This is a genomic window from Bacillus sp. 5mfcol3.1 (assembly GCF_900114335.1).
GTDB lineage: Bacteria > Bacillota > Bacilli > Bacillales > Bacillaceae_G > Bacillus_A > Bacillus_A thuringiensis_S.
Genome location: NZ_FOST01000001.1, coordinates 1,602,613 through 1,616,138 on the forward strand (window position 1 = coordinate 1,602,613; position 13,526 = coordinate 1,616,138).

Genomic DNA, 13,526 nt, shown 5'->3' on the forward strand with positions numbered 1-13,526 from the left:
GATTTTATATAGATTATGATATACAAAATTTGGCATGGAGTGATGATATGGAAAGGCTTTTTTTAGACTTAGTCGGATCAACAAATGATTTTTTATGGTCTAAATTGTTAATTATTATGCTTGTTATTTGCGGAATTTATTTTACATTTAAATTGAATTTTGTACAGTTTCGAATGTTAAAAGAGATGGTCCGTGTATTAATGGAGGGGAAAAGTGGTTCTAAAGATCAAATCTCTCCTTTTCAAGCGTTTTGTATTGGTATGGCAGCCCGCGTTGGAACAGGGAATATCACAGGAATTGCGATTGCAATTGCATTAGGTGGTCCTGGAGCTGTATTTTGGATGTGGATTATTTCTATTATTAGCTCAGCATCCAGTTTTGTCGAAAGCACATTAGCACAGATATATAAAGTAAAAGATAAAACTGGTTTCCGTGGTGGTCCATCCTATTATATGGAAAAAGGGTTGAATAAACGTTGGATGGGAGTATTATTCTCTATTTTAATCACAATTACTTTTGGTCTTGTATTCAATTCAGTACAATCAAATACAGTTACAATTGCTTTTCAAAACTCATTTGGTACAGATCGTCTAACAGTTGGGATAATCATGGCCATTGCTTTCGCTGCGATTATTTTTGGTGGTGTACAACGTATTGCAAAGATGGCTGAATACAAGGTGGTATTTTTAGCGGTATTATACATTGGAGTTGCATTATTTGTTGTAGTTACCAACATATCAAAAATGCCGGAAGTTCTTTCTCTTATTGTTCAAAACGCATTTGGTTTTAAACAAATAGCAGGCGGTTCAATTGGTGCAGCACTTATGAATGGAGTTAAACGCGGTTTATTCTCAAATGAAGCTGGTATGGGAAGTGCACCAAACGTTGCCGCAACAGCAACAACAAGTCATCCGGTGAAACAAGGACTGATTCAAGCATTTGGTGTATTAACGGATACACTGATCATTTGTACTAGCACTGCCTTTATTATTTTGCTGTCTGATGCATATAAACAACCGGGGTTAAATGGTATTGCACTTACACAAGCAGCATTAAGTGAACACATCGGTTCTTGGGCATCGGGTTGTCTTGCTATCTTTGTTTTTTTATTTGGATTTGGTGCGTTAATTGGCAACTATTATTATGGTGAAACAAACATTCGCTTCTTACATACAAGTAAAGTGTGGTTAATGATATACAGAATAAGTGTGTTGGCTATGATTGTATTTGGTTCTGTTGCAAAGATTCAAATTGTATGGGATTTAGCGGACTTATTTATGGGCTTTATGGTTATTATTAATTTAATTGCTATTACCTTACTTTCAAAAGTAGCATTTGCGGCGTTACAAGATTATATAAACCAGAAAAAAGCTGGTAAAGATCCTATTTTTTATAAAGAAAACATTAAAGGGCTTGAAAATATTGAATGTTGGGATAGTTATGAGAAAACTTCAAAAAAGAAAAGTGTGTAATAAGAAGGATATTCAGACTGCAATATGTCTGAATATTTTTCTTGGTTCTAGTGCAAATAGTATTGATTATAGTAAAGAAAAAATCATTCTATATAAAGTTAATAGTACGGGGGAATATGATTAAATGATAAAGGAATCTAGCGTTCAAGTTGAGGGGCAAGAAAAAGTTTGCTTAGATCAATGGGTAGCTCATTATCGAGCGTATGCAGCTAAGGGACGAAGCGCCAGTTATATTCCCGCTCTGGGGGAAATAAATGTATCGCAGTTAGGTATTTGTATAGTAAAGCCAGATGGAACAATGATAAAATCAGGAGATTGGGAGATACCTTTCACATTACAAAGTATATCAAAAGTAATCGGTTTTATAGCCGCTTGTTTAAGTCGTGGTATTTCTTATGTATTAGAACGAGTTGACGTAGAGCCAACTGGAGATGCCTTTAATTCAATTATTCGTTTAGAGATACATAAACCAGGAAAACCTTTTAATCCTATGATCAATGCTGGAGCGATTACGATAGCTTCACTTTTGCCAGGGACATCGGTGCAAGAAAAATTAGAATCTCTATACGTATTAATTGAAAAAATGATAGAGAAGCGTCCCGCTATTAATGAAGTAGTATTTCAATCAGAATGGGAAACCGCTCATCGTAATAGAGCATTAGCATACTATTTAAAGGAGAATGGTTTTCTAGAATCAGATGTGGAGGAGACACTAGAGGTTTACTTAAAACAATGTTCGATTGAAATAAATACTGAAGATATTGCCTTAATAGGGCTTATACTAGCACATGATGGATATCATCCTATTCGCAAAGAACAAGTGCTCCCTAAAGAAGTAGCTAGGTTAACAAAAGCTTTAATGCTTACTTGTGGAATGTACAACGCTTCTGGAAAATTTGCTGCTTTCATTGGATTACCAGCTAAGAGTGGGGTATCCGGCGGAATTATGACACTTGTTCCCTCAAAATCTAGGAAGGATTTATCGTTCCAAGATGGATGTGGTATTGGTATTTACGGACCGGCCATTGATGAATATGGGAATAGTTTACCAGGAATTATGTTGTTAGAACATATTGCAAAAGAATGGGATTTAAGTATATTTTAAAAAGGAGCACAGATATTTTGGTGTAAGAACGATTCCAAAAGTGTTCAGACCTTATATTGTGTCTGAACATTTTTGAGTTATAAAGTATCTTTCTAAAGTAGAAGGGTGTAATGAATACTCACAATCTATAATACTTTCGTTTATATCTTATTTATCAGTTTTTGAAAAAAATAGAGTAAGTATTGTATTAATGCAAATAGGTTTGTATACTGACTGTTAGGCGAAAGTGAGAAGTGATTATTTTGAATCTTAGTAATTTAGTAAAAAAAGACATCTATATTCTCGTTTTAATGATACTTACAGTACCCTTAGTAGGTGAAATAAAGTCATTTCCTTTAAATGAAACATTTAGAATGAGCTTTGGTGCACCAACATTTTTCTTTTTTTTGTTATTGTTTCGAAGAATTCCAGCATTTTTACCGGGTTTTTTAACAGCGATAGTCGTTGTAGTATTTCGTATCTCAATGGATGTCATTATAAAGGGAAATATGGATTGGCTAGCCGCTTTTCATACTCACTATCCTAGTTTTTTCTTTTATTTTACTTATTCGTATCTCTTTCATTTAGCAAAAATTAAACGTTTTTATCATCAACCACTAATGATTGGTTTTATTGGTTGCATGATTGAAATACTGTCAGACTGTGTGGAATTAATGATTCAATATTTCGTATTAAAAACATCAATCACATCCGAGGCAATAAATGAGATCATTGTTATCGCATGTTCCCATAGTTTTATAGTTCTAAGCTTTTTCAATATGATGAAATTGTATGAAGCGCAATCAAGGGAGAGACACATAAAGAAACAAAATGAACACATGCTCATGCTCATCTCTAATTTATATGAAGATGCTGTTCATTTAAAAAAAACATTACAAGATGCTGAGAATATAACAAAAAAATCCTATGATTTATATAAAACCTTAGACTCTTTTGAGCACAAACAGATGGATTTTCAGTTTGGGGATTTAAGGCAACAGGCATTACAAATTGCTGGTGAGGTCCATGACGTTAAAAAGGATAACCAACGTATTTTTGCGGGGCTTTCAAAACTAATTTCTGATGAAAGTTTTACAGATTATATGTCTGTACATGAACTAGTAAATATCATTATACGGGCAAATACGAAATATGCACGGTTGCTAGAGAAAGACATCCAATTTGTGTATAAAATTGATGGTGTGCATCCTCATTATCATATTTACACAATCTTATCTATTATAAATAATATCGTTACAAACGCTGTAGAAGCTATCCAAGGTATGGGAACCATCACAATTGACATTAATAAAGACCACCATTTTGTTGAATTTCAAATAGGCGATAATGGTCCTGGTATTTCTTCAAAATATAAAGATTCAATTTTTGAGCCTGGGTTTACTTCTAAATATGATGATTTAGGCAATCCATCGACAGGTATCGGATTATCGTATGTTAAAGAAATGGTCGAACAACTTGAAGGTGATGTTACGCTTGAGGACAGAACCGAAGGAAAAGGATCAATTTTTATAATTAGATTAGGGATTGATCATATAATTTCGAAAGGGTGATTCTATGTATTTTTATATAGTAGATGATGAAAAAGCGGTTCGCTCAATGTTGGCTCAAATTATCGAGGATGAAGATCTTGGGGAGGTTATAGGTGAAGCTGAGGATGGTTTATCTTTAGAGCAACAAATGCTAATCCTTAAAAATATAGACATTTTATTTATCGATTTGTTAATGCCGATTCAAGATGGAATAAAAACAATCCGTCAAATAAACCCTTCGTTTAAAGGGAAAATCATCATGGTCTCTCAAGTAGAATCAAAAGAATTAATTGCTGAAGCTTATTCGCTTGGTGTTGAATACTATATTATTAAGCCAATTAACCGGATTGAAGTATTAACAGTTGTTCGGAAAGTCATTGAACGAATTCGTTTGGAAAAATCAATAAAAAACATTCAAGAATCGCTTAATATGGTACTAAAATTGGATAGTAATTCAAGTGCGCAAGAAAAATACCGTAATGAAAAACATTTAAATACTTTTAATCATTTTCAAAATTCCATTCATTTTCTTTTGTCTGAATTAGGAATAGCCAGTGAAAGTGGAAGTAAAGATTTAATGGATATGCTAGATTATTTATATAAATATGAACAAGATAACACGTTGGAACAAGGCTTTCCCTCACTAAAAGAGATTTTTATGAATTTGGCTCAAAAAAAACTTGGGGATTCAGCTGAAGATGCCGAATTAAAAAGGTTCATAGAAGCTTCCAAACAACGGATTCGGAGAGCAATTTATCAATCATTAAACCATTTAGCATCCCTTGGACTTACTGATTTTTTAAACCCGAAGTTCGAAAATTATGCTTCTAGATTTTTTGATTTTACTACCGTAAGGAGAAAGATGACAGAATTGAATAATGAACCAACATTACCTGCTCGTATTGATACGAAAAAATTTATTCAAGTTCTTTATTTTGAAGCAAAACGAATACACTTGGAGTTAAGATGATAAACTCTTGCTAAGTATTATTTTCAATTGATAGATTGATAATAGTTTTTCTTTTTATTCTCCTTTATTTCATATTAGTTTTAAAATCAGAAAATTCCGTATCGATTTGGTAGAAGTGTATGAACTTAGAACAAAAGAATATGTATTTTTTATTTTTTTAAACATTAATATTCATTAAAAAAACGAGTATTTTCACAATAAAATATAAATACATAGTAAGTTGAATTTAAAAAAAGATGCTATCTTCTAGCATCTTTTTTTCTTTAAGAGGAAATATCATTGATCCTTATATTATTTGAAATTCAAATGCGGGCATATAAATAACGGAAAAGGAGATAATATTTAACAAATTATAATTGGAAATGGTATTTTAGGTCAGAAATGTTTTTATACTAATTAGGTTATTGGTACTAAACAAGCATAATGTCTCGCTTTTCTGCTCTTTAATCTTATCGTTATTTTTTATTAAGTACATATCGTTTTTTAGAAATCTCAATCCTAGCAGAGTATATAAATTGGGTGATAAAAATGTGGAACATAATTACTTCTTATCTTCCAGATTGGAAAGTCTTTGTACAAGCTTTTATCTTGTTTTTAATTCCGTATACTATCTCAAGAGTTTTTCATTGGGTTCGTATGTCAGAGAAAGAGTGGGAAGAATGAGTTGGTGGAAGTCAAGAGACAAACAAGTGAAAAAAAATAATATTCAAAGTAAAACGAAACAAGAGCATAAACCTTCTCAAAATGCAATCGTTCATTTCACAAATGATTTTGCCTCTAACTTAGAACTTATAAAGCAACAAATCGGACATAATTCTGATGTTCGCTTTCGGAAGTTTAATATTGGACGCACAGATATTCAGGCTGGGATCGTTTTTGTTGATGGCCTATCAGATAAAGAGATAATTGACAAACATATTATGAAATTACTAATGGATGATTTTTCTGATGAATATAAAAATGAATCTTCTTATGTGGAGGGGACTGTTTCAAAAGAATATATTAAAAATAAAGTTCTTACAATTAGTGAAGTAGCAGAAGTCCATTACATAAAAGATTTAATACCCAAAGTATTGATAGGTTCAACAGCTCTTTTAATTGATGGTTTAGCAGATGTGTTTATTCTTGGTACAACAAAAGCAAATAAACGAAACATTGAAGAACCAGTATCGGAGGCATTAGTCAGAGGGCCACGGGTCGGTTTTACTGAAGTATTAAGTGATAATACCTCACTTTTGCGACGACATTGTGCGGATGAGAGTTTATCATTAGTAAAGCTACCAGTAGGAGAACGTGCAAAGAAAGAGTTAGTTGTCGCATTTATTAGAGATCTTGCTAGTACAGAATTGGTGGATGAAGTAAAAAACAGAATTCAGAAAATTGACATAGACAGTGTACTCGAATCTGGTTATATAGAGCAACTCATTGAAGATAATTATCTAAGTCCTTTTCCACAGATTCAAAATACAGAACGACCTGATCGTGTTATTAGTGCTTTAATGGAAGGTCGAGTAGCTATTTTGTTAGATGGAACACCATTTGTTTTAATTGCTCCAGTTACATTTAGTATGCTGCTGCAATCACCAGAAGATTATTATGAAAGGTGGCTTCCTGGTACGCTTCTCCGCTTATTACGCTTCATGACAGCTTTTGTTTCATTATTTGCTCCAGCACTGTATATTTCTTTTATTTCATTTCATCCAGGATTAATTCCCACTAAGCTCGCTATTTCTATTATCGGATCGCGAGAAGGAGTTCCTTTTCCCGCTTTAATAGAAGCGTTAATTATGGAAGTAGCTATCGAAGTTTTGCGAGAAGCAGGTTTACGTCTGCCTAAACCAATTGGACCTGCAATGGGAATTGTGGGCGGTTTAATAATTGGTCAGGCTGCCGTAGAAGCAGGAATTGTTAGTCCAATAATGGTTATCGTTGTTGCGGTAACAGCTATTTCTTCTTTTACTATTCCACAATATAGTGTAGGAATTACGTTACGCATTCTTCGTTTTGTAGCTATGTTTTGTGCTGCGATATTTGGTTTGTATGGAGTTATTCTCTTCTTTCTTTTACTTTGCAGTCATTTAGTGAAACTGAAAAGTTTTGGCGTTCCTTATACCAGTCCTGCTGTTCCATATCGATTCAGTGACTGGAAAGATTTTATGGTTCGCATGCCATTAAAAATAATGAGACGTCGACCAAAAATAATGCATACCAAAAAAAATATCCGCAAAAGGTAGCTGATGACGAAAGGAAGTGGCCTTCAGTGATTACTAAACTTAAAGACCGAATAACAACTTCACAGGCAGTTGTTATTATTGTAAATTACATACTTGGGACAGGAATTCTCACTCTGCCTAGAGCATCTGTGGAAAAAGTGAAAACACCAGATGTATGGATAAGTGTGATATTAGGTGGAATACTGGCAATGGTTTCAGGAGTAATTATGGTCAAATTAAGTCAGCAGTTTCCAGAAAAAACATTTTACCAATACAGTCAAGATATTGTAGGGAAATGGATAGGCAGGTTGCTTAGTTTTCTTATTATAGGGTATTTTCTTACAACTTCAGCATTTCAAATTCGTTCAATGGCAGAAGTAATAAGCTTTTTTTTGCTCGAAGGAACCCCCACATGGGCTATTGTTATGCCTTTTATGTGGATAGGTCTCTATTTGATTATGAGTGGTATTAATTCAATTGCACGGATGTTTGAAATAATATTTCCTATTACTGTTTTTATTTTTTTAATCATTTCCTTTATGAGCATCGGAATATTCGAGATAGATAATCTCCGTCCCGTATTAGGTTTGGGAATTAAACCAGTATTAGATGGGATAAAAACAACGTCTCTCGCATATACAGGTCCTGAAATTATGTTAATTCTTTTGGTATTTATGGAACAACGAAATAAAGCAGTAAAAGCTATTTTAGTTGGAATTTCTATTCCGTTAATCTTTTATGTAATAACTGTTGTAATGGTCATTGGTGCATTATCAATTGATGGGGTTGTAACAAGAACATGGCCGACAATTGACCTTATGCGCAGTTTTGAAATTTCTGGATTGATATTTGAACGTTTTGAATCTTTACTGCTTGTAATATGGATTATGCAAATATTTGCTACCTATACGATTAGTTATTATGCAGCTGCATTAGGATTAGCGCAACTCTTTAAAAAGAGTATTCATCCGTTTATTTTTGCTTTGATTCCAATCATTTACATCATTGCTATGACTTCGAAAAATATAAATGACTTGCTTAAATTGGGGGATATGCTCGGTAATGCTGCTTTATTTTTATTTGGTTTACTGCCACTGCTTCTTCTTATTATTACGCGATTAAAAGGAGGAGTAGTGTGAAAAATAAATTTAATTATATGCGGTTCTATTTTGCTTTGTTATGGACGCTTTTGCTTCTATTTTTAACAGGATGTTGGAGCAGTAAAGAAGTAGAAGAGTTGAGTTTAACTGCAGGTATAGCACTAGATAAAGGGAAGGATTCAACAATTGAGAAAGAGGATGAGGAAGGAGGTTATCCTAAAAGAAATCTTATAACAGCTACTTATCAAATTGTTAGTTCGCAAGCACAAAGTAAAGGAAATGGACAACAAAAACGTTATATTAATGTTTCTGAGACAGGTGATTCCATTCATCAAATTGTTCGTGAGTTTTCATTGAAAAGAGAGAGCACAATGTTCAGCCCACATTTAAAAAACATTGTTATTAGTGATAGTCTTGTACGTACATACAGTTTAGAACAATTACTTGAACAGTATCTCCGTGACAATGAAGTTCGGCTTAGCTGTATGCTCTTAATTAGCAAGGGGCTAGCGAAGGAGGTACTGGAATCAAACAAAAAAGGAGAAATTCCAGCATTTCGTTTGTCTGGAATTGCAGATAATAGAAATAGAACAACAAGGATTTTACCTCCTGTATCGCTCGCTAAATTGGAAGGAAAGATGCGGTCAGGGTCCAGTTTTCTTTTGCAAAATGTAATCTCGATAAAAGGGGAAACAAAATTTGCAGGAGCTGCTGTAATTAAAGGGAAGACAAAAAAGTTGATGGGCTTTTTAAATGAACAGGAATTGGAAGGAGTAGTATGGATAAACGGAAAAAGGAATGGTGGTGTGGTAAAAACTTTTGATAAAGAATCAAAGAAACTCATTATATACGAAATAAAGTCAATAAAAAGCAAAATCATACCACATGTTAACGGAAATAATATTTCCTTTGATGTAAACATTGAATCAGTAGGGCGTTTGTCTGAAAATTGGATGCAATCAGGAAAAGATTTTGAAAATGAATTTTTAAAAAAGGAAGAAAAAGCTATTGAAAAAGAAGTAAAGCACTTAGTACATCATGTTACAAAAAAAATACAAAAAGAATATCAAGTCGATATTGCGGGTTTTGGCAACCAATTAAGAATTAAACACCCGAGAACATGGGAGAAAGTCAAAAAAGATTGGGATCAAACATTTAGTAAAGTACCGATTAAATATCATATAAATGTAACTATACAAGATTATGGAGCGTCAAGTTTAAAACGATGAGATACCTTAATTGAAATTATATTTGAATCAAAACAAAAAGTTATAAAAGTTTTAATTTGAAAATTTTTGTAACTTTTTGTTTTTTTATGTCCTTCTTATTATAGATTAAAGAAATGATTTTATCCCGCTATTTGCCGGGCAGTAAGACTCACACCTCAAAATTCAGCGAAAGCAAAGAAGTTATTAGAGGTATATGTAAGCTCTATATAGGAAGGAGAATTTTGAAATTCTATTGATAAACCAAGTAATTGTAATAGCCCTTATTTAGAATAATAATTTCAAAATCAATAAAATTTAGAGTAGAAGGAGCAAGAGCAAATTATTATGAATAAACAAATAGGTTTTATCGGATGTGGAAACATGGGTATTGCTATGATAGGTAGGATGATTAAAAAAAATATAGTTTCTCCAGATCAAATAATTTGTTCAGATTTAAATGTCATTAATTTAAAAAATGCTAGTAATGAATATGGCATAACTATAACTACTAACAACAATGAAGTCGCTAACAGCGCTGACATTTTAATTTTATCAATCAAACCAGATTTATACTCATCGGTAATTAACCAAATAAAAGATCAAATAAAAAATGATGTAATCGTTGTAACTATTGCTGCAGGAAAAAGTATTAAGAGCACTGAGAATGAATTTGGTAGAAAGTTGAAAGTTGTTAGAGTAATGCCTAATACACCGGCACTTGTTGGAGAAGGAATGTCTGCGTTATGTTTTAATGAAATGGTTACAGAAAAAGATATAAAAGAGGTACTGAACATATTTAATATTTTCGGCCAGACGGAGGTCATAAATGAAAAACTAATGGATGTTGTTACATCTATTAGTGGTTCTTCTCCAGCATATGTGTATATGTTTATAGAAGCCATGGCAGATGCTGCTGTACTTGGCGGTATGCCGAGAAAACAAGCTTATAAATTTGCGGCTCAGGCTGTATTAGGTTCTGCAAAAATGGTATTGGAAACAGGAATACATCCAGGTGAATTGAAGGATATGGTTTGTTCTCCAGGTGGAACGACGATAGAAGCTGTAGTAACGCTAGAAGAAAAAGGTTTAAGAACAGCTATCATTTCAGCTATGAAACGTTGTACGCAAAAATCTATGGAAATGTCTAGTTTAACTAGTAAGTGAGAAGCGAATTTATATAATATTTCAAATCTATTTAATGTAAAAGAAATATTATGAGGCTAGTTAATAACTAAGTAAATTTATATACAACACTAACGAGAAGAACAAACCTTATTTTAAAGGGGATACAGAAAATATGAGTAATTTACTAAAAAAGAAATCCGTTACACAATTGTTAGAGCATAATCAAAGCAAGACTTTAACGAAAACATTAGGAGCATTTGATTTAATTATGTTAGGGGTAGGCTCGATAGTTGGAACGGGTGTTCTTGTGTTAACTGGATTAGTAGCAGCAAGAAATGCTGGTCCAGCAGTTGTTTTTTCATTTATACTTGCGGCAATTATATGTGGATTTATAGCATTATGTTACGCGGAAATTGCTTCTACACTCCCGGCGTCTGGTAGTGTATATACGTACTCATATGCAACAATTGGTGAGTTTGTTGCTCATCTAGTAGGTTGGTCATTGCTGTTAATATATATCGTGGCAACAGCGGCTGTCGCTGCTGGATGGACAGGCTATTTCCACAATTTAATAAAGGGATTTGGATTAGAGATACCTAAAGCTCTAGTAACGATTCCTTCGCATGGTGGTATTGTGAATCTACCAGCGGTAATCATTACATTGATATTAGCATGGATGTTATCCCGTGGTACGAGGGAAAGTAAACGAATCAATAATACAATGGTATCGATTAAAATTGGAATGATTTTGTTGTTTATTACGGTTGGTATATTCTATGTAAAACCAATGAACTGGATACCAATTGCACCATACGGTTTAAGTGGAGTCTTTACGGGTGGAGCAGCTATTTTATTCGCTTTTACGGGTTTTGATATATTAGCAACTTCAGCAGAAGAAGTAAAAGACCCGAAACGTAATCTTCCGATCGGTATTATTGCATCATTAATCATATGTACAATTATTTATGTTATGGTATGCCTTGTTATGACAGGAATGGTTTCCTATAAAGAATTAAATGTCCCTGAGGCAATGGCTTATGTAATGGAAGTTGTAGGACAAGGAAAAGTCGCTGGTGCAATTGCTGCAGGTGCTGTAATTGGCCTTATGGCTGTTATTTTTTCCAATATGTATGCGGCAACACGAGTATTCTTTGCAATGAGTCGTGATGGATTGTTACCGAAATCATTTGCGAAAGTTAATAAGAAAACTGGAGCACCCACTTTTATAACTGGATTGGCAGGAATTGGGAGCTCTATAATAGCTGGGTTTATTGATTTGAAAGAATTAGTTAATTTAGTTAATATCGGTAGTTTGGTGACGTTTGCGTTAGTTTGTCTATCAGTTATTATCCTTCGTAAATCACACCCAAATTTAAAACGTGGATTTATGGTACCTTTTGTACCTGTATTACCATGCGTTGCAATTGTATGCTGTGTGTTTTTAATGCTAAATTTACCGTTAAGGACATGGGTGTACTTTAGTATTTGGATTACTATTGGGGTAGTAATATATTTCCTTTATTCGATAAAACACAGTAATTTAAATGAGGAAACGATCTCGAAATTACATGATAAAATTGCGAGATAATAACGATCGAAAATTTTATTAATAATCATATTGATAGTTGAGTAACATAGAAACAGTTTTTTGACATTTAGCAAGAGATAAAATAAGAGATGCTAGGGCAGCTAAGTACTTTTTTAGAAACCTTGCTTGTTTTTTACGATTTAAAACCGCTAAGGAGAGAGAAGTATGAGTGAATTGCATTTTATGAGTATAGAAGAATTGGATAATAAATTGAAAAAATCTGATAGTGGTATTTATTTCATTAAAGATTATAATGACAATATTATTTATGTAGGCAAGGCTTTTAGTATAAAAAGTAGAGTATTAGCTCATTTTAATAGTTATTCCAATATTAAGGAATATGTACATTTATTTAATAAAGTAGCGTATCTCATTGAAGATAGTTTGTTAAAACGCTCATTGTTACAAGTTACTTATATGATTAAATATAAACCAGTATTAAACAAAGAAGTCCAAAAAGAATTCCCAGAGTTATATACTCAATACATTAAGCAAACAAATAAAAAATCCATGTTGTTAGAAATTAATGAAGCTAAAGAAAAAAGGGATGAGTTAAAGAATAGATTAGTAAAATTAGTAGGCGGAAAAACTATGTTTTATGACATAATTTCTCTGTTAAACAATGGATATAACTATCATGTTCTCGCAAAAGTATTGAGCATAGAGCTTCAAACTTTAATTATAATGAAAGAACACCGAAATAAATTCCCGATACCACATAATTATAAGAGGACAATAAAGCATCAAGATATAATGTATGCTTTATCTGGAAAAAGAATTAAGTACTTCAAGCTTAAACACTTAACTTTAAAGTACTTAATTCGTTGCTTTTGTAGCTTTTATTGTTATATTGAATGCAATGTACATTTGTGTTTCAAATTTAATTGGTGGAATAAGGGGAGGGAAAGGGTTCCCATAAAAATACTAGAAGAAATTAGGTTACTCATACGTAAATAGCATAATTAGGCACATGTTATTTATAAATATTCAAAGATACGAAAGTAATACAAATGAAATTCTTATTTCTGCTACTACAAGTACTATTGAGCAAATGAAGTATGAAATTGCTTTTGAACTAAGAGTCACACTGGGACCTGATACATCACATCATCTGCAAATGGTTCGAATCGGTGGAGAGATTACAAAACGCTTAGTTTGAATGGCTGAAAAACAGTTAACAGGTCAATACAGATTACACTAAGAAAATAATCCGTAT

10 protein-coding genes and 1 pseudogene are annotated in these 13,526 nt (G+C 32.9%); all 11 read left to right on the forward strand.

Features of this window, described 5'->3' with window-relative positions:
* The first annotated feature begins 47 nt into the window (after window positions 1-47).
* The 11 genes and pseudogenes from BM089_RS08245 (at window position 48) to BM089_RS08300 (ending at window position 13,469) form a co-directional block, all read left to right on the forward strand.
* Entirely contained in the window at window positions 48-1,472 is a 1,425-nt protein-coding gene (locus tag BM089_RS08245) for an alanine/glycine:cation symporter family protein (RefSeq protein ID WP_090976616.1), read from the forward strand.
* Between the two features lie 124 nt (window positions 1,473-1,596).
* Window positions 1,597-2,577 carry a glutaminase GlsA gene (gene glsA, locus BM089_RS08250; protein ID WP_090976618.1) on the forward strand — a complete coding sequence of 327 codons (981 nt, stop codon included), beginning with the start codon at window positions 1,597-1,599 and terminating at the stop codon, window positions 2,575-2,577.
* Window positions 2,578-2,810: 233 nt separating this feature from the next.
* A complete protein-coding gene (locus BM089_RS08255; protein WP_000584793.1) occupies window positions 2,811-4,127 on the forward strand; it encodes a sensor histidine kinase in 1,317 nt (438 codons plus the stop codon).
* A gap of 4 nt (window positions 4,128-4,131) precedes the next feature.
* Window positions 4,132-5,076 carry a response regulator gene (locus tag BM089_RS08260; protein WP_000274080.1) on the forward strand — a complete coding sequence of 315 codons (945 nt, stop codon included), beginning with the start codon at window positions 4,132-4,134 and terminating at the stop codon, window positions 5,074-5,076.
* A 659-nt stretch (window positions 5,077-5,735) separates the two neighbouring features.
* Complete coding sequence (locus BM089_RS08270) at window positions 5,736-7,310, forward strand: spore germination protein (RefSeq protein WP_000119223.1); 1,575 nt, start codon at window positions 5,736-5,738, stop codon at window positions 7,308-7,310.
* A 26-nt stretch (window positions 7,311-7,336) separates the two neighbouring features.
* Window positions 7,337-8,428: a spore germination protein gene (locus BM089_RS08275; protein ID WP_000628928.1), complete on the forward strand. Its 1,092-nt coding sequence runs from the start codon at window positions 7,337-7,339 to the stop codon at window positions 8,426-8,428.
* Complete coding sequence (locus BM089_RS08280) at window positions 8,425-9,618, forward strand: Ger(x)C family spore germination protein (protein WP_000790793.1); 1,194 nt, start codon at window positions 8,425-8,427, stop codon at window positions 9,616-9,618. Before BM089_RS08275 ends, BM089_RS08280 begins: the two co-directional genes overlap by 4 nt.
* 324 nt (window positions 9,619-9,942) lie before the next feature.
* Complete coding sequence (proC, locus tag BM089_RS08285; RefSeq protein WP_001041313.1) at window positions 9,943-10,761, forward strand: pyrroline-5-carboxylate reductase; 819 nt, start codon at window positions 9,943-9,945, stop codon at window positions 10,759-10,761.
* 133 nt (window positions 10,762-10,894) lie between these two features.
* Entirely contained in the window at window positions 10,895-12,310 is a 1,416-nt protein-coding gene (locus tag BM089_RS08290; protein WP_000067460.1) for an amino acid permease, read from the forward strand.
* Between the two features lie 165 nt (window positions 12,311-12,475).
* A pseudogene (locus BM089_RS08295) lies at window positions 12,476-13,115 on the forward strand (nucleotide excision repair endonuclease).
* A gap of 165 nt (window positions 13,116-13,280) precedes the next feature.
* Complete coding sequence (locus tag BM089_RS08300) at window positions 13,281-13,469, forward strand: alpha/beta-type small acid-soluble spore protein (RefSeq protein WP_000897404.1); 189 nt, start codon at window positions 13,281-13,283, stop codon at window positions 13,467-13,469.
* The last annotated feature ends 57 nt before the right edge of the window (window positions 13,470-13,526 follow it).